Below are 21,643 nucleotides of genomic sequence, written 5' to 3' on the forward strand. Positions count from 1 at the left end.
TCAATATATAAAAACTATCAGTTGTTTTAGAAAACAAAATGTAATGAATATTAATAGTTTAACAATAATTATAAAATTTTACATTAAATATGTTAATTATCAAAAATAATTACTAAATTTGAAATGATTCTGAAAACAGTTGACCATGAAAAAATATTTACACTGATCCCTCTCACTTAAATTTCTTTCAGTTTTTGCTTTTATCTAAGCAGAAATTGATGTCACTCAGAAAAGAATAAATGAAGCCCGGAACTGAAAAGTTCCGGGCTTCTTTAATCAAATCGATATGCAAAGGTTGAATATCCTTATAAAATAGCTGATGTTTTTTGGTTGCTAATTGTAGTTGATGGATAGAAGAGCAATCAACTAAAAATTACCAACGATCAGCAATTATGAAAGCAGCTTTTTCGCCATCTCGGAAATGCTTTTTCCGTCCGATTTTCCGGCTAAAGATTTTGAAGCAATTCCCATTACCTTTCCTAAATCTTTCATAGATTCAGCGCCTGTTTCTGCGATAATGTTTTTCATTTCTGCTTCCAGTTCTTCTGCTGAAAGCTGTTTTGGCAAAAACTGCTCAATCACTTTCATCTGAGCTTCCTCCACTTCGGCAAGATCATTTCTTCCTTGCGCAGTAAACTGTTCGGCAGAATCTTTACGCTGTTTTACCATTCTCTGAAGAATAGCAATTTCCTGTTCTGCACTAACTTCTGCTCCTCTTGCTTCCGTTTTAAGCAGTAATATCTGAGATTTTACAGCACGAAGAGAATCCAAAGCCACTTTGTCTTTGGCTCTCATTGCTGTTTTTATAGCTTCGTTTATTGTATTTTCTAAACTCATGGTTTTTAATTTGATAATTTGAAAAATGAGACAATTTGAAAATGTAATTATTTTAGAATTGAGAATGTATAATTTTCAAATTCTCAAATTGCCACATTTTCAAATTAAATTTTAGTCTACATCTTTATTTAAAAATCTGTTTTCTCTGACCTGCATATTTCCGTTGTTATCAGACAAGTAAGTATTGATGTTCTGGTCGGATGCATTGGTACCTTCAATGGAAATATTTTTTCTCTTGAATGCAGGCACAGATTCAAACTCGCTGGAGCTGTCGAAACTCTGGTAACGGGAGTTAAACTCCTTCAGTTTGTTTCTTCTTTCCATTACTCTTTCCTGATCCACTGTTTTATTCACGAAGGTGAATTCTTCTTCCGCCGGTTTCGGAGCTTCGGTTTCTGTCTTATTTTCAACAACAGGTTCTTCTTTCAGATGCTGAAAGAAATGTTCCACTTTCTGAAACGGCTCTTCTGTAAGCTGATTCACTTCGTTGATTGCTGCAAGTTCTGCTTTTGGCTGTCCGAAATCAGATTTAGGCTCATTCTTTACGGGCTCATTCACGAAGAAGCTGAATTCAACAGGTTTTTCCTCAGAAAATGTGTTATTGAAAGCAGTATTAGACTGTGTTTCTTCTTTTTTATGATCAAAATCAAACTTAAAAGATTCTATTTCCAGATCATTCGGATCTTCTGCTTCTTCGTCTAATGTGAACAAGCTGAAAGATTCTTCCTCATTGTCTTCGTTTCTCCAGTCCTGAGTGTTATTAACCGTATCTTCCTCTTTATCAAAGAATTTTATTTCAGTTTTAGTCTCTTCGTTGCCAATAGTCATTTTTTTTTCAGTAGACGTAACCCCAAACTGTGGATGGTCGTGGTCTTCGTCGTCCAATCTGAAAAGGTTTTTACCTCCGAAATCATAATCCTGCTCCGCATGAGAATGTCTTTCCTCTCTTGTTTTAAAAGGAGACTCTTTTGGGGTATCAAAGCTGTCGTTCAGGCTAATTTTAATTTTCTCTGTTGGTCCTGCAAATTTTTTGTTATCGTTAGAAAAACCTGTTGCGATTACAAGAACGCTTACAGAATCTCCCAGTTCTTCGTCTGCTCCCACCCCGAAAATAATATCTGCGGTGTTTCCTGCTTCTTTCTGTATATGGTCCATGATGACACCGATCTCGTCCATGGTCACTTCTTCCACGCCACTTCGGATCAATAACAGAACGTTTTTCGCACCTGTAATTTTGTTATCATTCAATAGTGGGGAATCAAGTGCTTTTTTAACCGCTTCTTCGGCTTTATTTTCACCGGAAGCAATTCCCGTAGACATCAATGCCGTTCCTGAATTCTGAAGCACAGATTTAGCATCTCTAAAGTCAATGTTTACATCAAAGTAACCTGTAATAACTTCCGCCATTCCTTTGGCTGCGTTCGTTAAAACTTCATCGGCTTTTGAGAATCCCTGCTTGAATCCAAGGTTTCCGAATTGCTGTCTTAATTTATCGTTGTTGATGACAATTAATGAGTCAACATTATTTCTTAATTTATCCAGACCGTTTTCAGCCTGTTCCAGTCTTCTTTTCCCTTCAAAACTGAAAGGGACGGTAACGATTCCTACCGTTAAGATTCCCATATCTTTGGCTACTTTAGCAATAACGGGAGCGGCTCCGGTTCCTGTACCACCACCCATTCCGGCAGTGATGAAAACCATTTTGGTATTCTGTCCCATTGCAGCTTTAATATCTTCGATGCTTTCGATCGCAGATTTTTCTCCCACTTCAGGATCGGCTCCTGCGCCAAGACCTTCCGTAATGGTAGTTCCCAGCTGTACTTTGTTGGCAACCGGGTTATTATCTAAAGTCTGGGCATCTGTATTGCAAATCACGAAATCCACTCCGTGAATACCTTTTTCGTACATGTGTTTCAGCGCATTGTTTCCACCGCCTCCAACACCGATTACTTTTATGATTGATGAATTTCCTTTTGGCAAATCAAATGAAAATCCTTGTGTACCTATGTTTTCCATAATTAGTTTCTTTTAATAATTATAATTGATAAGCGATAAATGAATAATGATTTTGTTTTAATTAAAAATAAATCATCAATTATCACTGATCTTTTATCATTTATATTTTATTCTACTTCTTCAAAGAATTTTTTTACTTTTTCCATCAGCGACTGCCCGAAAGTGAGTTTCGCCGCCTTTTTATTCTCATGCTGTTCTTCTCTAGGCTGTTGTTCCTGTATCGGTGCAACTTCCTGCGGAGCGGATTGTGAAGTTTCAATCGCAGCTTGTGCAGCAGCATTTTCCGGCTGCTCTTTTTCCAAAACAGGAGTGTCTTCCACCGTGTTCAGCTTTTTATCCCTGATTTTTAAACTTTCCATTAACAAACCAATGGAAGTCGCAAATTCGGGACCTTTAAGATACTGATTTTTATCATTCGCCACATACTCATTTGCAAATCCTATTCTGCTGTCGAATCCTGTTGTATAATTGGCAAGCTGACGAAGGTGTTTCAGATTGGATCCACCACCTGTTAATACGATTCCTGCAATCAGTTTTTTCTTTTGTTCAAAAGCTCCGTAAGCCTTTAATTCTGTATTTACCATCTCCAGAATTTCCTCTACTCGAGCATTGATGATCTGTGCTAAAGTTTTCAGGGAAATTTCTTTATCCGGTCTTCCGTGAAGCCCGGGAATGGTAACGTACGTGCTGTCTTTTTCAAGCTCAGGAACCGCAGAACCGAATTTTACTTTCAGTTGTTCCGCGTGTTTCTCGATGATGGAACAGCCTTCCTTGATGTCTTCCGTAATAATTCCTCCTCCGTAAGGGATAACACAGGTATGACGGATGATATTATCTTTAAAGATGGCAATGTCTGTAGTACCGCCTCCGATATCTACAATGGCAACTCCTGCCTCTTTTTCTTCTTTTGTAAGAACCGCTTCAGAGGATGCCAAAGGTTCAAGGGTAAGAGCTTCCATTTCAAGCCCTGCTTCTCTCACGCATCTCGCGATATTGCGAATGCTTCCCATCTGTCCTACAACCACATGGAAGTTGGCCTCTAAACGCTTACCGTGCATCCCGACCGGTTCCTGAATTTCACCTTCGGAATCTACTTTGTATTCCTGCGGTAAAACGTGAATGATTTCTTCTCCAGGAAGCATCACCAGTTTTTTTACCTGATCTTTTAATGCTTCAATGTCGTCGTCTGTGATGAATTTATCCGGATGTTCACGCATAATATAATCGGAGTGCTGCAGAGAACGGATGTGTTTCCCTGCGATTCCTACCGTTACTTTACGGATAGGAACTCCTGCGCTGGACTGTGCTTCAGACACAGCAGCTTTGATTGAATTAATGGTCTGCGAAATATTATTCACAATACCTTTGTGAACACCAAGACTTTTCGCCTTTCCTACACCGAGAACTTCTATTTTCCCGTGTGCATTCCTCCTTCCGACAATCGCAACAATCTTTGTTGTCCCGATGTCCAGACCTACTGAATACTCTTGATTTTCCATTTTTATACCGATTTGATTTTTTCGTTTTTCAGTTCCTGTTTTAATAAGGATCATAGGTTTTCGCCTATGGATATTGATGTTTTTTTATTTTTATTCTATCTTAACTTTTGCTTTAGTTTTCGGTTTTGACGCCGTAGGTTTCTCAGTTTTTTTTGCTTGGGTTACCTTCGGTTTTGAAGGATTCCCCGTTTTCTTAATTTCTTTTTTAACTTCGGCTTTAGGCTTTGGTTCCACACTTTTGGCGACGGCAACCGGAGCTTTTGCCAGTTCTATATTGGCTGCTTTTAAAATACTGTCGTTTTCTTTGTAATTAGGATTTAAGGTGGTTACAATCTGGTTCTGATATTTAATAGAAACCATACTGTACTTTTCCGGATCCTGATACACAAGATATTTTTCTACAAAGGCTTTAAATCCTTTTACTTTAAAATCGATATTATCTAAATCCCCGATCTCGACTTTGTAGTTTCCTTCACTGGTAAGAAGATTATAGTCGCCGTTTCGGTCTTTGGATATTCCGATAAAATATTTTTTGCTGAAATCGTCTTTGTCGATCTTTTCAACCAGTTCAGCAAGCTTTTCATACTCCTCTTTTTTCACATTTCCCGTTACAAGCATACAGGGATGAGAATAAGTTTTGGAGATCGGAAATTCTATACCTTTTTCATCTACATAAAAATCTCTGCCTTCTTTATTTAATCTGAAAACGGGAACCCTCTGTTTGATGTCTAAATTCAGTTTTCCGTTCAGGTTTAAATAGACATTTGCGCTGTCTACCGCCGGAAGATTGTTGATCTTTTTTTCCAGCGCGGGAATATTAAGATCCCCGACTTTTCCAGAAGGGTTTTCTTTTTTTACAATTTCCCGGATATCTTTTTCATCAATGAAGTAAACCTGTGTTTTTTCATTCATTTTCACAGAAATTTTATTGTCCGTAATCTTCTGTCCGCTGAATTTCTTCAAAGAGAAACTCAACAGGAATCCAAGGATGATTATTGTGATGACAATTTTTAATATTCTGTATTTATTTTTCATTTTTGTTTTTTAGCTTTTTTAACGCTACGGGCGCAAGGTTTTTCTTTAAATTCTTGCTTTTTATTTTTATGTTCGCAAAGGCGTTTCACTCAGCAAATGATAGCTGAAAATATTTTTTATAATTTGTTTACTGCTCTTTTTACTCCGTCTTTAAATAAGGTAGAATGAAAATTTAAAATCATCCCTAATTTCATTTCTGTGATTCTTAAATAATTAAGAATTTGGAAAAAATGATATTTATTAATTTCCGGAACTGCTTTTATTTCTATAATTACTTTATTTTCAATTAATAAATCAACTCTGAATGCTTTCTCAATAATTAAACCTTCATAATTGACACTAATATCTTTTTGACTTTCAATGTTCAATCCGCTATTTTTTAACTCGTGAATTAAACATTGCTCATAAACATTTTCATAAAGCCCGATTCCCAGTTTTCGGTGCACTTTCATCCCTGCATCAAAAACAATGTTTGAAATTTCATTTTCTGTCATTGTGTTTTTATATTTACTCTTAAATGATATTTTCAGCTATCATTTGCTGAGTGAAACGCCTTTGCGAACAAATTTCCGTGTTTTCAAAAAATTCTTTGTGTCCGTTGCGTTATATTTAATAATTAAATTTTCTCTATCCACTCACAAACAGGATCATACAGTGTGTCTATATTTCCTGCCCCTACTGTAAGAAGGATGTCAAAATCTTTTTCTTTTATTTTACTGAAAGCTTCGCCTAATGTTGAAACTTCTTTTTTATCTAAATTAACTTTTTCCAGTAACCAATCGGAAGTGATTCCTTCAAAATTTTCCTGAAGTTCTCTTGCCGGATAAATATCAAGTAAAATCAGTTCATCAGATTTGCTTAGACTTTCTGCGAATCCGTCTGCAAAATCTCTTGTTCTGCTGAAAAGATGGGGCTGGAAAACCACCAGTAATTTCTTTTCAGGGTAAAACGTACGGATTGAACCCATCACGGCATTAATTTCTGTCGGATGATGTGCATAATCGTCGATGTAAATTTTACCATTTTCGTAGATGTGTTTTGTATATCTTCTTTTAATTCCTTTGAAATTGGCAATTGCTTTTTTCAGTGTTTCGAAATCTACTCCTAAACTGTTTAAAATAGCCAACGCAACGGTTGCATTTTCTACGTTGTGAATTCCCGGAATTTCCCAGACAAAATCTTTTACCGTTTCGTTTGGCGTATGGAAATCAAAATAAATTTTATCATGATCCATTCTCAGGTTATCTGAATAATAATCAGCCACTTCGTTTACAGCGTAGGTTTGATGAGGTCTTCCGATTTCAATTCCTTTTCTTACAAAAAGCTGTTGGTCTTCGGGAACCAGAGCCGCAAATTGTCTGAACCCTTCTTCAATGGTATTTTTATCTCCATAAATATCCAGATGATCCGCATCGGTGGAAGTAATAACTGCCCAATCCGGAGAAAGGTTTAAGAAGCTTCTGTCGTATTCATCTGCTTCCACAACGGAATATTGTGAGCCGTTGTAGAGGAAATTTGACTTAAAATTCTCAGAAATTCCTCCCAGAAAACATGAAAAAGGCAAATCTGCTTCTTTGCACAGGTGTGAAACCAGAGTGGAAGTGGTTGTCTTTCCGTGAGTTCCGGCAACAGCAATGCAGTCTGTGTTTTCCGTGATTAACCCTAAAACTTTTGCACGTTTTAATACTTCAAACTGATTGGTATTGAAATAATCTAAAATGTCCAGTTTTTTAATCGCCGGAGTATAAATAACCAGCGTATTTTCTTTCTGAAGCGAAGTGATTTTTTCATCTATAAAATCTTCAAAAACAATATCAATTCCCTCGCTCATTAAAGTCTGAGTAAGTTTGGTGTTGGTTTTATCGTAGCCTGAAACTTTCTTGCCCGAAGCATGGAAATAGCGCGCCAAAGCACTCATCCCGATCCCACCGATCCCAACGAAGTAAAAATTTTGATATGTTTCTAAATTGTTCATTTATTATAATTTAACTAAAAAGTTTTATTCCAATCCATACAAAAAAAGCTATTGCAGAGATAATTAGAATGTTTTGTCCGTGGCTTCTGTCTTTTTTAGTAAAGCCATAAATTCTATCACCATTTGGTAAAGCTTTTTTATAATACATTAAATAAGCTCCAACAAATACACCTAAAAATCCGGCAACAAGGGCAGAAGCATATCCAATTATTATTAACCAAGTCGGACTTTCTTCCTGAGTTGAAAGATCTTTAATTCTTTGTTTATTTATCACATTTAAAAGTTCCGGGCTAATTTCCTTTCCTCTTTGTTTTAATATTTTTTGAGCGAGTAAATAATCAAATTTGTTCCATTCTTCTTTTTTTGTTACAATTTCAATCAGTTCTTCATCAGAAGAATCAAAAAGGTAATAGTCTTGATCTACATTTTCAATTTCTTTTTTAACTAAATCTTCTTCTAATTTCTCGACGTGACTAAAATCTTCTTTTTGAATTTTTAATTCAAACTGTTTTGTGTTTATATCGCCTCCAAAACTGGAGTCTAATTGTGAAGAATTATTTGCCAATTCATAAACAATATGATTCTCTTCCAGAATTTTTATTAATTCTAAAGCATCATCTTCGTAAATGAATTTTCTATATGTAGAAAGCTCGTGTGGCATTATTTTATCACTTTAAAAATCTCGTCTACAATCTCTTTTGCCGCATTTGGTTTGGCAAAATATTTCAGATTTTCAGACATTTCTTTTCTTACTTTTTCATTTTCGCATATTTCTAAAAGGGTATTCCAGAATTTTTCCTTCATCTCAGAGTCTTTTACCATTCGGGCTGCATTTTTTTCAACCAGATTCATCGCGTTTTTGGTTTGATGGTCTTCCGCTGCAAAAGGGAAGGGAACCAATAAAACCGGCTTCTGAGCGACTGCCAACTCTGAAATGGCAATTGCTCCTGCTCTGGAAACAATGACATCTGCTGCAGAATAGGCTGTTTCCATATCTTTGATGAATTCCTTAATTTGTATTTGGTTGTTGGTTGATAGTTGCTGGTCGTTTGTATTTCCATCAACTGTCAACTGACAACTATCAACAATTTCGTTATAATCCAATTTTCCGGTTTGCCAGATCAACTGGTATCCTTTTTCTTTAAGGTTTTCCAGATTGTCTTTCCATCCGTTATTCAATGTTCTTGAACCTAAAGATCCTCCGACAGATAAAATCGTCAGTTTATCTTTATCCAAGCCCATTTTTTCTTTTGCCTGAGTGGTTTCCTGTATTCCCGAGATAATATTCTCACGAATCGGGTTCCCCAGAAATTTTATTTTTTCAGCCGGAAAGCCTTCCACTTTCGGATAGGCGGTGAATACGGCTTTTGCTTTTTTACTTAAAATTTTATTCGTAACTCCTGCATGAGCATTCTGTTCCTGAATAAAAATAGGAATTCCCAGTTTACTTGCCTCGTACAAAGCCGGTCCGCTTGCAAAACCTCCTGTTCCCACTGCGAAATCCGGAGCAAAACTTTTAATAATCTTCTTCGATTTGGATAAACTTTTTAAAATTTTAAAAGGCAATCCTAGATTCGACAGAAGATTTCCTCTGTTGATTCCGGCAATATCAATTCCTTCGATTTTATAACCCGCCTGCGGAACTTTTTCCATTTCCATTTTTCCGTTGGCTCCTATGAACAAAAATTCAGCATCGGGAAATCTTTTTCTGATTTCATCCGCAATAGCAATAGCAGGAAAGATGTGTCCTCCTGTTCCTCCTCCGGATAATAAAACGCGGATGGATTTTGATTTTTGGCTATCTGCTGATTGACTATTCATTTCTGTTTAAATCTTTTTTTATCTTAAGCAATGTCGTTAATCTCTGCTATGCTTTGTTTTTTGCCCATTCCTTCTTCATCGTAAATCTGAATTCTGGAGCTTATGTTTAAAATAATTCCCAACTGCAAATATGTTACCAACATTGAGGTTCCTCCGTAACTTATTAAAGGCAGCGGTTGCCCTGTAACAGGGATTAAATTGACGGCAACTGCAATATTTACAGAAAGTTGTATAAAAATCATTACTCCGAGGCTGAGAACAAGCAAAGAGCCGAAAAATGCGGGCATCTTGCTGGCTATCATTACGATACGGATAATCATGATTAAATATAAACTTACCAGAAAAACCGCTCCGATCACTCCGTATTCTTCTACAATCACGGCGAAAATGAAGTCGGAGGCAGACTGCGGAAGCATTTGTTTTAAAGCACTTTTGCCGGGTCCCATTCCTGTAACTCCGCCGTGTACGATGGCTGCTTTTGCCATCATCACCTGATAATTTTTTGCTTTTACACTTTCGTCATCTACGTCTGCAGTTTTTGCTTTACTGGATGTAAATGTTTCAATACGGCTCATCCATGTGTGAACACGATTTCCTCCAATTAAGTTGGTGTTTAAAGCCACAAGTAAAAACAGAACAATTGCAATGAATGATGCAGAGATAAATCCTGCAATGTATTTCCAGTGTAACTGTCCGATAACGAGCACAATCACGGAAACCATTAAAATCATCAATGCGGTTGAACCATTGTCTTTTGCCACCAGAACAAAAACCAGCAGAATCGGACCGAAGATGTACATGATATTCTCAATCGGAAGCCGTTCCCGCGTTATTTTCTTGGTTAAATATCTGCACAGATAAATAATCAGCATTAAAAAAGCAAAGGAAGACGGCTGGAATGAAATCGGCGTTCCGGGAATTTTCAGCCATCGTGAAGCACTGGCTCCATCAATGGTTTGTCCCGTGAACATTGTGACAATCAATAGAATAACCATTAAACCAAGCATGATGCTGCTGAGTTTTCCGATGTATTCGTATTTTACCATTCCGACTACTCTCATGATTCCCAAACCTAAGACCACGAAGAACATATGTTTGATAACGTGACCGGTTGTGGTCCCGTTATTAACGATATATTCGAGATTTGAACTTGCAGAATAAACCGGGAAAATAGAGAAAATGGAGATCACAAGAATGACCATCCAAAGTACTTTATCGCCCTTCAGGAATTCAAATCTGTTTTCTGTGTCTTGTTCGTTCATATATAATGCTGTTGGCTTTTGGCTAATTGCCATTGGCTTTTAATACCTGCTCTTTAAACTGATGACCTCTGTCTTCATAGTTTTTGAATAAATCAAAACTTGCACAGCACGGAGACAGTAAAACCGTATCTCCTTTTTCAGCGAGAGATTTTGAGATCTCCACTGCTTTTTCCATGCTCGACGTGTCGTAAATAAATTCTTTTTTGTCTTTAAAGAAGTTGATAATCTTTTCATTATCAATTCCTAAGCAGACGATTGCTTTTACTTTTCTTTTGACTAATTCTTCAATTTCAGTATAGTCATTACCTTTATCTAAACCTCCAACGATCCAAACGGTCGGAGTTTTCATACTTTCTAAAGCGTAATACGTTGCATTAACGTTGGTTGCCTTGCTGTCGTTGATGTATTTTACACCCTCAATTTCAGTCACAAGCTCCAGTCTGTGTTCAACCGCCTGAAAAGTCATTAATGAATTTCTTATGCTTTCATTATTGATTTCCAATATTTTACCGGCAATTGACGCGGCTAAGCTGTTGGCAACATTGTGAGTTCCCAGAAGAGATAATTCATCAAGTTTCATTGAAAAAGTATCCTTCAGTTTTACTTCAATGGTTTCGCTGTTAATGAAACCTCCTTCTTCCAGTTTTTCTTTGGTGGAGAAAGGAATCATTTTCGCTTTAATTTCTAATTTTTCAAGAATATTTTTGCTCATCTCATCATCTTTATTGTAGATGAAAAAGTTGTCATTTTCCTGATTCTCCGTTATTCTGAATTTAGCCAAAGCATATTCTTCATAGTTGTAATTGTACTGATCCAGATGGTCCTGTGACAAATTCAACAATAAAGAAATATACGGTCTGAAATTCTGAATATCGTCCAACTGGAAAGAGCTTACTTCCAGAACATAATATTCATGGTTTTCATCGGCAACCTGCTTTGCGAAGCTGTACCCGATATTTCCGCCTAAACCTACGTTTAATCCGTCGTTTTTCAGGATGTAGTAGATGAGAGACGTTGTTGTTGTTTTTCCGTTGCTTCCTGTGATGGCGATGATTTTCGCATCTGTAAATTCCGAAGCAAATTCAATCTCAGAAGAAAGTCTTATTCCTTTCTCGTTAATTTTCTGAATCATTTCTGCCTTTTTCGGAATTCCCGGACTTTTTACAATCCAGTCGGCGTTTAAAATTCTTTCTTCATCGTGGCTTCCTTCTTCGAATTCAATTCCATTCTCGTTCAGAAACCGTTTGTAGTTATCCTTGATGGCACCTTTATCGGAAAGAAAAACTTCCATTCCTTTCTTTTTTGCCAGATAGGCAGCTCCGCAACCACTTTCTCCTCCTCCTAAAACAACTATTTTCATATAATTTTTGATTTAATGACTGAATTTTTACTTAGGTAAATCATCCAGTTTTTAAATTAATTTTCTATCTCATCTTCAGAGTAATCAGGCATACAATTGCCAACATTACTCCGATGATGATCATTCTGTTCACTATTTTACTCTCATGAAAGCCTCCCTTCTGATAATGGTGATGTAAAGGGGACATTCTGAATAGTCTATTGTTTTGGGCATATTCAAGCCCGAATTTTCTTTTTCTGTATTTAAAAACGACAACCTGAAGCATTACGGAAATATTTTCGATCAGGAAAATTCCGCAAAGTACAGGAATCATGAGTTCTTTTCTTAAAATGATGGCTAACACAGCGATAACCCCGCCTAACATCAGACTTCCGGTGTCGCCCATGAAAACCTGAGCCGGATAGGTGTTGTACCAGAAGAATCCGATTACGGCTCCTACCATTGCGACTACGAATATGGTGGTTTCTCCCATGTTGGGAAGGAACATAATATTCAGATAATCAGCAAAAATGATGTTTCCAGAAAGATAGGCAAACAAGCCGAGCGTTAATAAAATAACGGTGCTGGTTCCTGCCGCAAGACCATCAATTCCGTCGGTAATATTGGCTCCGTTTGAAACAGCCGTTACGATGAAAATTACAATTGGGATAAAAACAATCCAAGCCCATTCGTGAGCATCTTTATCGTTCATCCAAAACAGAATTCCGCTGTAATCGAACTCATTGTTTTTAGCAAACGGAACGGTAGAAACAGTTATTTTCTCGGTAGGCATAAAGTTTTGCTCTACATTATTTCTGTTTACGACTTTAGCATCTGCATATTTTCTTTTTACGGTAATATCGGAATGAAAATACATGGTAACTCCTACGATCAATCCCAATCCGACCTGCCCAACAATTTTGAATTTACCGCTTAAACCATCTTTGTTTTTTTTGATCTTTTTTAAATAATCATCCAGAAAACCTATCGCGCCCATCCATATCACGGAAACAATCAGAAGAACAATGTAAACGTTTGTGATTCTGGTGAATAGCAAAACAGGAATTAACGTTGCCAAAATGATGATAAGACCTCCCATTGTAGGAGTACCTTCTTTTTGTTTCTGTCCGTCCAGACCAAGATCACGCACCAGTTCTCCCATCTGTTTTGCTCTCAGATAGTTGATGATTCTTTTTCCATACACCAAAGCGATGGTTAAAGAAAACAGAACCGCCATTCCTGCACGGAAGGAGATGTATTTCAACAGTCCTAATCCGGGAACGTGGATTCCCATGCTGGTTAAATATTCGTATAGATAGTATAACATTTCTTAATTATTGATGTTTGATAATTGATGATTGATATCTAACCGATATTAAATAATCTTACTCTTTAATTTGTTCTTATAAGTTGATGTTACTTTCAGAATCTCCAAAGATTCATTCATAAGTTCATCTGTCATTATTTTTGAAGCTATATTAACTTCCTGAATTACTTCCAGCCAAAATACTGTTTCGTCTGCCTCTTCTACGACAATACAAATTTTAGCATATTTCTCTTTATCTGATCTGGCTCTGTACATTGCTCTGTAATTGGCTGCTACAGAACTTGCTGAACGAAAAATCTGTTTCCTGATTACGGATACTTTATCAGAATACGGCAAGTCTGATAAACTATTGATTATATTTATTGCTAAAGTTTTTGTTCTTTGAGCAAAAATCTGATTGTAATTATTTTCCATCATTAATCAATTATCAATAATCATTTATATTTACTTGCTCATAAGCTGCCACAGTTCATTAATCGTTTCTTTGTCGTCAAAATGATGTTTCACTCCGTTTATTTCCTGATAGGTTTCGTGTCCTTTTCCGGCTACGAGAACGATATCTTTCGGTTCTGCAAACTTTATTGCCATTTTGATGGCTTCTTTTCTGTCCGGAATGGAAGTGTACTTGCTGAAATTCTGAGGTTCAACATAAGCTTCGATTTCTTTGATGATTGCTGCCGGATCTTCTGTTCTCGGGTTGTCTGAAGTGATGATTGCCAATGTTGATTTTTTCGTGGCAATATTTCCCATTTCAGGTCTTTTTGAATGATCTCTGTCGCCTCCGCATCCGAAAACGGTGATCAGTCTTTCATTTTTTGTTCTGATATCATTAATGCTGTCCAGAATGTTTTCCAATGCATCCGGAGTGTGTGCATAATCTACGATAAAGAAAATTCCGCCGTCTGATTTAAAGGTCTCAAATCTTCCGGACACTCTTTTTAGTTTGCTGATTGCCTGTAAAATTTCGTCTGATTCAAAACCCAGCTCGGAAGCAATTCCGAAAACCAATAAGAGGTTGTACACATTGAATTTTCCGGTGAGTGTTGTCCAGAATTCTTTTCCGTTGAAATTCAGCAGCATTCCGTTGAAATCCACTTCCAGTAATTTTCCGTGAAAATCTGCCATTGTCTTCAAAGCATAAGATCTTTTTGTGGCTTTTGTGTTCTGAAGCATCACATTCCCGTTCTTATCATCCACATTGGTGATGGCAACCGCAGAATCTTCCAACTGATCGAAAAATCTTTTTTTCGTTTTCAGATATTCGTCAAACGTTTTATGATAATCTAAATGATCATGGGTAAGATTGGTAAATCCGGCAATTTTAAAGTGAAGTCCTTCAATTCTGTTTTGGGCAATTCCGTGGGAGCTTACTTCCATAAAAGCGAATTCACACCCTTCTTCAACCGCCTGAGCTAAAATTTTATTGATGGTAATAACATCAGGAGTGGTGTGTGTTGCCGGAATGATCTTTTCTCCGATTCTGATTTCAACTGTCGAAAGCAAAGCGGAATCATATCCTAAATTTTTAAAAATATCAAAAAGCAGAGTGGAAACAGAGGTTTTTCCGTTAGTTCCCGTTACTCCGATTAATTTTAGCTTTTCTGAAGGGTTTCCGTAGAAATTGGACGCTAAATGACCTAAAATTTTAGATGAATCTTTTACTTTAATATAAGTAGCATTTTCATTAAGATTTTCTGGGAATTCTTCGCAAACAATTGCTGTTGCTCCTTTTTCCACTGAAGATGCAATAAATGAATGTCCATCCACAACCGTCCCTCTCATTGCAATATACAAGGAGTTTTCCGTAACCTTTCTGCTGTCGAACACCAATTCTGAAACTTCACGGCTGTCGTCACCATGAATTTCTAATACCGGAATTCTTTTTAATAAATCATTTAACTGCATTTCTCTGATGCTTTATTTTTTAATTTTCAACAGGGTTTGTCCTGTCTTTATTGTTTCCATAAGTTTCACTTACGGTTATTCATAATTGAACCCTTCGGGTTCTTTTCTTTTTTTAATTTTGCAGAGACAGATAAATTCTCTGGTTTCTGCTTATGGTTGTGCCTTCTGTAGGGAACTGTTCTTTAATTCTTCCTACGCCTTTGTAATCTACACGGTAGCCTAAGTTTTCAAGCTGTGGAATTACATTTTTACCGATGAGTCCTACCACATTGGGCATCTGTTTATTATTTACTGCGACTTTTACGTTAGGTTCCACCATTTTGTTCAGGTTTACCTTTTTGTCGACAAGCATTTCTCTTTCAATATTCTGAGGGGTTTTCAGGAATGTTTTTCCTGCAATTTCTTTAAACACCGGTGCGGCAACGGTAGCTCCATAAAATCCTTTCGATGTATTCGGTTCGCTGATCATTATGTAACAGGTATATTTCGGATTATCAGCAGGATAGAAGCCTGCGAATGATGAGCGGTATTTCATGGGACCTGGAAGCCAGTATTCAAACCTTGCGGTTCCCGTTTTTCCTGCCATTTTTAAATTGGGTGTGAAAATACTTTTTGCTGTTCCTTTTTCAACGGCTTTTGTTAAAGCATTGGTCATCATTTTGATGGCTTTTTCAGATGCCATTTTGTTGACCATTACTTCTGGCTTTGCCGTGTACATCACTTTACCGTCCTTCATAATTTTATCAATAAATAAAGGCTTCAGCATTTTGCCATTGTTGGCAACTCCGTTATAGAAAGTGGTCAACTGCATTAGATTGATATTTGTAGAATATCCATATGCAATGGATGCTAAAGTTGCGGCATTCCATCTTTTGCTTTCGGGAGTTAAAATTTTTGGTTTTGTAATTCCCGGAAGTTCAATATCCATTTTATCGAATAACTTCCATCTTCTTAAATGATCTAAGAAGATCTGAGGTTTTTCAGCGTAATATTTTGTAATTAATTTTGCAGAACCTACGTTGCTGGATTTAGCCAGCACGTCACTGATGTCATACGTTCCGCCGCCGTGACCGTCCGAAATCCTTTGTTTTGCGTACACCCAGATTCCGTTTCCTACATTTACGGTTGTGTTTTCATCGATGAAACCATCATCCATTGCAGCCAAAAGTGAAATGGTTTTAAAGGTAGAACCCGGTTCTATATTGTCTTTCAGGGCGTAATTGTAAGAATCTACATACTCGCCATCGTCATTTCTTCTTAAATTAACCATGGCGCGGACTTTTCCGGTTTCCACTTCCATTACAATTACGGTTCCGTGTTTTGCCTCGAAATTTACCAGCTGTTTCTGTAAAGCGGAATGTGCAATATCCTGAATTCTAAGGTCTAATGTGGTGTAAACATCTTCTCCGTCAACCGGTTCCTGCACTTTCCAGTAATCAATCGGTTTCCATTGGGAAGAATTGATTCTCTGCTCCAGTCTTTTTCCGTCTGTTCCTCTTAAATATTTTGAGAAAGCGCCTTCAAGACCTGCTGTGTGAACGCCGTCGTCCATTCCGATGGTTCCGGCTCCGATTTCTGAGGTAGCCAGTTCTCTTTTATAGTTTCGGTCTACAATGAAGCCCCCTTTGTTTTTGCCTTTTTTGAATATCGGAAACTTACGGATTCTGTCGTACTGGTCAAAATCAAGCCCTTTAGCCAGAGTGTAATATTGATTTTTCTTTTTTCTCTGCTCATCGAATTTCTTTCTGAATTCTGCTCTTGGCTTTCCGAACATTTTGCTTAGAGAATCCGTTAAAGCACCAATGTTGTTGGTGTAAATGGTGTCTTTCATCGTTTTGAAATCCAGATAGATGTCGTAACGCATGACGGTTGTTGCCAGAATAGAGCCGTCTGACGCAAAAAGATTTCCTCTTGCTGCTTTCAGGGTAGCTTCGCGGTAGTTTTTGTTGATGTAATCGTCTTTAATTTCCTGAACGTTCGTATTCTGAAGAATAACGATGCGCGCAAGGAACATTACAAACACGCACAAAGCCACCACTGCAAAGAGGTAGCCCCATCGTAACGTTTTTTTACGTTTGTTGTCGTATTCATTTTGCTTTTGCATCTGTACTGTCCAGTTTTATTAGCAATTTATGAGGATGGTTTTCAAGGGTCATTAAAGAATCCCGTGCAACCTCTTTCCCCAACTCCGATTCCATTTTTACTTTTATCAGCTTACTTTGTGCGTAAGCGTTTCGCGATTTATATTCTTCAGTTTCTTCTTTAAGTGTATTGACAATTTTAATTTTTTTATTGACGAGGTGATTGCTGTAGATCATTGCCATCATCAATACAAACAACAGCAGAAAATACTTGTAATGTATTTTAATCTCATCACGGTTCAGGAAATTTCCTTTTATAATGTCTATAAAAGTTAATCTCTTCTGAGGACGATTTGTTGTTGTTCTTTTTGCCACTTTATTTATTAGTAATTGGTAATGAGTAATGTGTAATATTTAAAAATTGCTTATTGCCCATTGCTCATTATTTATACTTTTATTCCTGTTCTCATTTTAGCACTTCTGGCTCTTGAGTTTTCTTCTATTTCCTTATCATCGGGAATAATGGCTTTGCTCTTTACCAGTTCGAATGCTTTTTTATAATTTCCGTAAATGTCTCTTTCGGGTTCTCCCTCGAACATTCCGTTTTTCAAAAATCTTTTTACCAGTCTGTCTTCCAGAGAATGGTAAGAGATGACCACCAGTCTTCCTTCGGGTTTTAAAACGTTGTATGCCTGTACGAGCATTTCTTTTAAAACTTCTAGCTCCTGATTTACTTCAATGCGTATTGCCTGAAACAACTGGGCATAAAATTTATTTACTTTATGCGGCGGGAGATAACTGAAGAGTTTTTTCAGATCTTCTGTTGTATCGATGCTTTTTGTTTTTCTGTGATGAACGATGTCTCTTGCTAATTTTCTGGCTTCTCTCAGTTCACCGTAATAATAAAAGATATCGGCAAGCTGCTCTTCATCGTAATCGTTAATGACTCTTTTGGCATCAAGACCCTGCATTACGTTCATTCTCATATCCAGCGGAGCGTTGCTTCGTGTAGAGAATCCTCTTTCTGCTTCATCAAACTGGTGCGAAGAAACACCCAGATCTGCCAGAATTCCGTCCACCTGAGAAACTCCGTAGATCAACAGGGAGTTTTCCAGAAACCTGAAGTTCTGATTGATGAGCGTAAATCTCGGATCATCAATTGTATTTTTAAGAGCATCTAAGTCCTGATCGAAACTGAACAGTTTTCCTTTATCCGAAAGTCTGCCCAATATCTCTCTTGAATGGCCACCGCCTCCAAAAGTACAGTCCACATATATTCCGTCTGGATTCGTCACCAAATCATCAACACTCTGCTTCAGCAAAACGGGGTTATGATACATGTTTTAGTTGTGTTTTTTTACGTTTTTATAACGCAGTTATTCTTCTTCGAATGCGCCCATTACATCTTCGGCAAGATTCGCAAAATCGTCTTCACTGATGGAGATCACTTTTTCGTAATCGTCCTTATCCCAGATCTCAAATAATTCTCCTGCACTGGTAATGACAATCTCTTTCTGAAGATTGGCAAAAACAGTAAGGTCTTTAGAAATCTGTAACCTTCCGGCGTTATCCAGCTCCGCAATTTTTACACCTGCCGTAAACATTCTAATGAAATCAGCATTCTTTTTAATGAATCTGTTCAGTTTATTAATTTTGCCCATCACTTTATTCCATGCATTCATGGGGTAAACTTCCAGACAGGGTTGGAACACAGATCTTTTGACTACAAACGCCTTGTCGTCGAAGTTTTCCATCTGTTTAATTAAAGAGGAAGGAACTTTTAATAAGCCTTTGTCGTCAATTTTACACTCATATGTTCCAATGAAACTGTTCATTTGGGACAAATTTATATAATAATTTCTAAAATCTCCCACTTTTTCCCACTTTTTCCCTTAATGTTAATAAGTTTTATTAAAGATTTAATTTTGGTGGTGTAATAGGTTGATATGTTGGACGTTGATAAACCTCTTATTTACGCCATAATAAATAGATTTTCAAAAAAACAGTTAAAAAAGAGTTTGATATATTATTTTTATTTTAAATTAGGGTAATCAAAATATTTTTGAGGTTTAATTTGTATTTTTGCAAGGCTTTATTAAGGCATTTTATGATATTTAGTACAAAAAAAGAAAAGAAATATACTTTCGTAGAAGCGGGGGAAGGACATCCATTGGTGCTGTTGCACGGTTTAATGGGTGGTTTGAGTAATTTCGATAAGATGGTAGATTTTTTTTCAGACAGGGGGTTCAAGGTATACGTTCCTCAGCTGCCGATCTACGATTTGCCGGTACTCAATACTAATCTTACGACATTAGCAAAATATATTGCCAAATTTATAGAAACCCATATTGATGCTCCTGTAACCATTGTAGGAAATTCCATGGGCGGTCATATCGGTCTTATTCTTACACTGGCAAGACCGGATTTAATTAAGAATCTTGTTCTTACGGGAAGTTCAGGGCTTTATGAAAGAACTTTCGGAGACAGTTTTCCTAGAAAGAATGACCGTTCTTATATAAGAAAGAAAACGGAAGAGGTTTTTTATGATCCTTCTGTGGCTACCGAAGCTTTGGTAGACGAAGTGTTTGCAGTGGTAAATGACAGGATGAAGGGAATAAAAACCGTAATGTTGGCGAGAAGCGCGATCAAACACAATATGCTGAATGATCTGCCAAAGATTAAAACACCCACCTGCCTGATCTGGGGAAAGCAGGATAATGTAACGCCTCCTGAAGTTGCGGAAGATATGCACAAATTTATTCCGAATTCAGATCTTTTCTGGATCGATCAATGCGGGCACGCAGCGATGATGGAAAAACCCGATGAATTCAATGAAATTCTTTATAGCTGGGTAAAAGATAAAGTTTAAAATAAAATATAAAACGACCATTAAGAGCTTTTCTTAATGGTTTGTTTTTCTGAAAATATTCAATAAAATGGTTATTAAAACAGCAACATTTGTAAAGAGCAGCGGAAAATGGCAGGATTGCCCGGAACCGAATCTTCCTGAGTATGCTTTCATCGGAAGATCGAATGTAGGAAAGTCTTCGCTCATCAATGCAATGATGAATCATAAAGATCTGGCTAAAACGTCCCAGACTCCGGGAAAGACACAGCTTATCAACCATTTCTTAGTGAACGAAAACTGGTATCTCACAGATTTACCGGGTTACGGATATGCAAAAGTTTCGAAATCGATCAGAAAAGATTTTGAAAAACTGATCACCAATTATATTCTGAACCGAAGAAATCTGGTTAATCTTTTTGTTCTGGTAGATTCCAGACATAAACCTCAGAATATTGATCTGGAATTTATCCAGTGGTGCGGTGAAAGCGGCGTTCCGTTTTCCATCGTGTTTACAAAAGCAGATAAGCTGAAGCCGAATGTTGTGATAAAAAATGTGGAAGATTATAAAACGGAGCTTCACAAAACATGGGAAGATCTGCCGGAATTATATGTAACCTCAGCAGAAAAGAAGGAAGGGGGTGATGAAATCTTAAGTTTCATTCAGAAAACCAATGAGTTTTTGATCAATAATAACGTAAGTTTTGATGAGTAATATTGTCTGGAAAATAAAAACTTTCAACGAATTTACGGTTCCTGAACTGTATGCGGTTTTAAAAGCCAGAATTGATGTTTTTGTAGTGGAGCAGAACTGTCCTTATCCGGATTTAGACGGTTATGACCAAAAAGCAGTTCACATCTGGGCAGAAGAAGACGGCGAAGTTTTGGCGAACTGCAGGATTTTCGATAAAGGAATAAAATATGATGAACCTTCAATAGGAAGGGTTTTAACCACAGAAAAGGCAAGAGGAAAAAGCTTAGGCAGACAATTGATCCAATATGCGGTTGAAACGATCGAAAACCGTTTCCGCACTTCTGAAATCAGGATTTCTGCACAGGATTATCTGCTGAAATTTTATGGAGATTTCGGGTTTGAAGACACCGGTAAAAAATATCTGGAAGATGACATTCCGCATACGGAAATGCTCAGAAAATAAAGAAAAGCGAGGAATTGATTCTTCGCTTTTTTGTTTAGATCATGTGTTGGGTTTTTCGCCAAGACGCAAGAAGTTGAATTTACATATTTTATAAAAGGCGCAAAGATTTTATCTTTGATAAAATTGATTGAAAAATCTTTGATTTTTTTAACTTATGTGTTCTTTTCTTTCATTTAAGCTTTAAACTTAAACCACTAAAGTATTACCATCTTTTGCACCTTTAGATAAGTTTACTATTTAAATCAACTGTAGTACACTAAAATATGCAGTGCATGAATAAAAATATAGTGAGCAACAACTAAAATGTAGTGAGTAATGACAAAAATACAGTGAGCAACAACAAAAACATAGTGAGTAATAACAAAAATGTAGTAAGCAATGACAAAAATACAGTGAGCAATGATAAAAATACACTGCGCTAAACTAAAAATACGCTGTGCTAAAGCAAAAATGCCGAGAACCGAAATAAAAGCATAGCGGACTAGAATAAAAAGTACAAGAAGTATAATAAAACGGTTGGAGGAAGTCTTATAACTCAATGATG

20 protein-coding genes are annotated in these 21,643 nt (G+C 37.0%); 3 read left to right on the top strand and 17 right to left on the bottom strand.

What is annotated here, in order from left to right:
• Nucleotides 1–390: 390 nt before the first annotated feature.
• The 17 genes from PFY09_RS13330 to mraZ form a co-directional block, all read right to left on the bottom strand.
• Complete coding sequence (locus tag PFY09_RS13330; protein WP_076391162.1) at nt 391–837, bottom strand: GatB/YqeY domain-containing protein; 447 nt, start codon at nt 835–837, stop codon at nt 391–393.
• A gap of 111 nt (nt 838–948) precedes the next feature.
• Nucleotides 949–2,853 carry a cell division protein FtsZ gene (gene ftsZ, locus PFY09_RS13335; protein WP_271160026.1) on the bottom strand — a complete coding sequence of 635 codons (1,905 nt, stop codon included), beginning with the start codon at nt 2,851–2,853 and terminating at the stop codon, nt 949–951.
• Nucleotides 2,854–2,960: 107 nt separating this feature from the next.
• The gene (gene ftsA / locus PFY09_RS13340) at nt 2,961–4,352 is read right to left on the bottom strand and encodes a cell division protein FtsA (protein ID WP_108410062.1); all 1,392 of its coding nucleotides are present in this window, start codon (nt 4,350–4,352) and stop codon (nt 2,961–2,963) included.
• Nucleotides 4,353–4,442: 90 nt separating this feature from the next.
• Nucleotides 4,443–5,387 (bottom strand): cell division protein FtsQ/DivIB, encoded by a 945-nt coding sequence (locus PFY09_RS13345; RefSeq protein ID WP_271160027.1) that lies wholly within the window; start codon nt 5,385–5,387, stop codon nt 4,443–4,445.
• Between the two features lie 116 nt (nt 5,388–5,503).
• A complete protein-coding gene (locus PFY09_RS13350; protein WP_116548116.1) occupies nt 5,504–5,881 on the bottom strand; it encodes a GxxExxY protein in 378 nt (125 codons plus the stop codon).
• Between the two features lie 122 nt (nt 5,882–6,003).
• On the bottom strand, nt 6,004–7,362 hold the full coding sequence (gene murC / locus PFY09_RS13355) for a UDP-N-acetylmuramate--L-alanine ligase (RefSeq protein ID WP_271160028.1): 1,359 nt from the start codon (nt 7,360–7,362) through the stop codon (nt 6,004–6,006).
• Nucleotides 7,363–7,372: 10 nt separating this feature from the next.
• Nucleotides 7,373–8,023, bottom strand: a complete 651-nt coding sequence (locus PFY09_RS13360; RefSeq protein WP_271160029.1) for a hypothetical protein — start codon at nt 8,021–8,023, stop codon at nt 7,373–7,375.
• The gene (gene murG / locus PFY09_RS13365; RefSeq protein ID WP_271160030.1) at nt 8,023–9,183 is read right to left on the bottom strand and encodes an undecaprenyldiphospho-muramoylpentapeptide beta-N-acetylglucosaminyltransferase; all 1,161 of its coding nucleotides are present in this window, start codon (nt 9,181–9,183) and stop codon (nt 8,023–8,025) included. Before murG ends, PFY09_RS13360 begins: the two co-directional genes overlap by 1 nt.
• Before the next feature lie 23 nt (nt 9,184–9,206).
• Nucleotides 9,207–10,445 carry an FtsW/RodA/SpoVE family cell cycle protein gene (locus PFY09_RS13370; protein WP_076391176.1) on the bottom strand — a complete coding sequence of 413 codons (1,239 nt, stop codon included), beginning with the start codon at nt 10,443–10,445 and terminating at the stop codon, nt 9,207–9,209.
• Nucleotides 10,446–10,467: 22 nt separating this feature from the next.
• Nucleotides 10,468–11,805, bottom strand: a complete 1,338-nt coding sequence (murD, locus tag PFY09_RS13375; protein ID WP_271160031.1) for a UDP-N-acetylmuramoyl-L-alanine--D-glutamate ligase — start codon at nt 11,803–11,805, stop codon at nt 10,468–10,470.
• Between the two features lie 64 nt (nt 11,806–11,869).
• The gene (mraY, locus tag PFY09_RS13380) at nt 11,870–13,111 is read right to left on the bottom strand and encodes a phospho-N-acetylmuramoyl-pentapeptide-transferase (protein WP_271160032.1); all 1,242 of its coding nucleotides are present in this window, start codon (nt 13,109–13,111) and stop codon (nt 11,870–11,872) included.
• Between the two features lie 48 nt (nt 13,112–13,159).
• On the bottom strand, nt 13,160–13,525 hold the full coding sequence (locus PFY09_RS13385; protein ID WP_271160033.1) for a four helix bundle protein: 366 nt from the start codon (nt 13,523–13,525) through the stop codon (nt 13,160–13,162).
• A 30-nt stretch (nt 13,526–13,555) separates the two neighbouring features.
• Nucleotides 13,556–15,016, bottom strand: coding sequence for a UDP-N-acetylmuramoyl-L-alanyl-D-glutamate--2,6-diaminopimelate ligase (locus tag PFY09_RS13390; RefSeq protein WP_271160034.1), 1,461 nt, complete (start codon nt 15,014–15,016; stop codon nt 13,556–13,558).
• Between the two features lie 112 nt (nt 15,017–15,128).
• Nucleotides 15,129–17,120: a penicillin-binding transpeptidase domain-containing protein gene (locus tag PFY09_RS13395; RefSeq protein ID WP_271160035.1), complete on the bottom strand. Its 1,992-nt coding sequence runs from the start codon at nt 17,118–17,120 to the stop codon at nt 15,129–15,131.
• Nucleotides 17,104–17,472 carry an FtsL-like putative cell division protein gene (locus PFY09_RS13400; RefSeq protein WP_076391186.1) on the bottom strand — a complete coding sequence of 123 codons (369 nt, stop codon included), beginning with the start codon at nt 17,470–17,472 and terminating at the stop codon, nt 17,104–17,106. The genes PFY09_RS13395 and PFY09_RS13400 overlap by 17 nt, the downstream gene beginning before the upstream one ends.
• Nucleotides 17,473–17,543: 71 nt before the next feature.
• Nucleotides 17,544–18,437, bottom strand: a complete 894-nt coding sequence (rsmH, locus tag PFY09_RS13405; protein WP_108408923.1) for a 16S rRNA (cytosine(1402)-N(4))-methyltransferase RsmH — start codon at nt 18,435–18,437, stop codon at nt 17,544–17,546.
• Between the two features lie 36 nt (nt 18,438–18,473).
• Nucleotides 18,474–18,932 (bottom strand): division/cell wall cluster transcriptional repressor MraZ, encoded by a 459-nt coding sequence (mraZ, locus tag PFY09_RS13410; RefSeq protein WP_271160036.1) that lies wholly within the window; start codon nt 18,930–18,932, stop codon nt 18,474–18,476.
• A 272-nt stretch (nt 18,933–19,204) separates the two neighbouring features.
• Here mraZ and PFY09_RS13415 point away from each other — a divergent pair, with 272 nt between their 5' ends.
• From PFY09_RS13415 to PFY09_RS13425, 3 genes are all read left to right on the top strand, one after another.
• On the top strand, nt 19,205–19,966 hold the full coding sequence (locus PFY09_RS13415) for an alpha/beta fold hydrolase (RefSeq protein WP_271160037.1): 762 nt from the start codon (nt 19,205–19,207) through the stop codon (nt 19,964–19,966).
• A gap of 67 nt (nt 19,967–20,033) precedes the next feature.
• On the top strand, nt 20,034–20,657 hold the full coding sequence (yihA, locus tag PFY09_RS13420) for a ribosome biogenesis GTP-binding protein YihA/YsxC (protein WP_108408924.1): 624 nt from the start codon (nt 20,034–20,036) through the stop codon (nt 20,655–20,657).
• Nucleotides 20,650–21,099 carry a GNAT family N-acetyltransferase gene (locus PFY09_RS13425; protein WP_271160038.1) on the top strand — a complete coding sequence of 150 codons (450 nt, stop codon included), beginning with the start codon at nt 20,650–20,652 and terminating at the stop codon, nt 21,097–21,099. Before yihA ends, PFY09_RS13425 begins: the two co-directional genes overlap by 8 nt.
• Nucleotides 21,100–21,643 lie beyond the last annotated feature (544 nt).

This window comes from Chryseobacterium gambrini (genome assembly GCF_027920505.1).
GTDB classification, from domain to species: domain Bacteria; phylum Bacteroidota; class Bacteroidia; order Flavobacteriales; family Weeksellaceae; genus Chryseobacterium; species Chryseobacterium gambrini.

Coding starts and splice junctions, on each gene's coding strand:
- PFY09_RS13345 (WP_271160027.1), bottom strand. CDS start 5,387: ATGAAAAATAAATACAGAATATTAAAAATTGTCATCACAATAATCATC.
- PFY09_RS13370 (WP_076391176.1), bottom strand. CDS start 10,445: ATGAACGAACAAGACACAGAAAACAGATTTGAATTCCTGAAGGGCGAT.
- mraY (WP_271160032.1), bottom strand. CDS start 13,111: ATGTTATACTATCTATACGAATATTTAACCAGCATGGGAATCCACGTT.
- murC (WP_271160028.1), bottom strand. CDS start 7,362: ATGAACAATTTAGAAACATATCAAAATTTTTACTTCGTTGGGATCGGT.
- PFY09_RS13415 (WP_271160037.1), top strand. CDS start 19,205: ATGATATTTAGTACAAAAAAAGAAAAGAAATATACTTTCGTAGAAGCG.
- mraZ (WP_271160036.1), bottom strand. CDS start 18,932: ATGAACAGTTTCATTGGAACATATGAGTGTAAAATTGACGACAAAGGC.
- ftsZ (WP_271160026.1), bottom strand. CDS start 2,853: ATGGAAAACATAGGTACACAAGGATTTTCATTTGATTTGCCAAAAGGA.
- PFY09_RS13360 (WP_271160029.1), bottom strand. CDS start 8,023: ATGCCACACGAGCTTTCTACATATAGAAAATTCATTTACGAAGATGAT.
- murD (WP_271160031.1), bottom strand. CDS start 11,805: ATGAAAATAGTTGTTTTAGGAGGAGGAGAAAGTGGTTGCGGAGCTGCC.
- PFY09_RS13385 (WP_271160033.1), bottom strand. CDS start 13,525: ATGGAAAATAATTACAATCAGATTTTTGCTCAAAGAACAAAAACTTTA.
- murG (WP_271160030.1), bottom strand. CDS start 9,183: ATGAATAGTCAATCAGCAGATAGCCAAAAATCAAAATCCATCCGCGTT.
- ftsA (WP_108410062.1), bottom strand. CDS start 4,352: ATGGAAAATCAAGAGTATTCAGTAGGTCTGGACATCGGGACAACAAAG.
- rsmH (WP_108408923.1), bottom strand. CDS start 18,437: ATGTATCATAACCCCGTTTTGCTGAAGCAGAGTGTTGATGATTTGGTG.
- PFY09_RS13425 (WP_271160038.1), top strand. CDS start 20,650: ATGAGTAATATTGTCTGGAAAATAAAAACTTTCAACGAATTTACGGTT.
- PFY09_RS13390 (WP_271160034.1), bottom strand. CDS start 15,016: ATGCAGTTAAATGATTTATTAAAAAGAATTCCGGTATTAGAAATTCAT.
- PFY09_RS13395 (WP_271160035.1), bottom strand. CDS start 17,120: ATGCAAAAGCAAAATGAATACGACAACAAACGTAAAAAAACGTTACGA.
- PFY09_RS13350 (WP_116548116.1), bottom strand. CDS start 5,881: ATGACAGAAAATGAAATTTCAAACATTGTTTTTGATGCAGGGATGAAA.
- PFY09_RS13330 (WP_076391162.1), bottom strand. CDS start 837: ATGAGTTTAGAAAATACAATAAACGAAGCTATAAAAACAGCAATGAGA.
- yihA (WP_108408924.1), top strand. CDS start 20,034: ATGGTTATTAAAACAGCAACATTTGTAAAGAGCAGCGGAAAATGGCAG.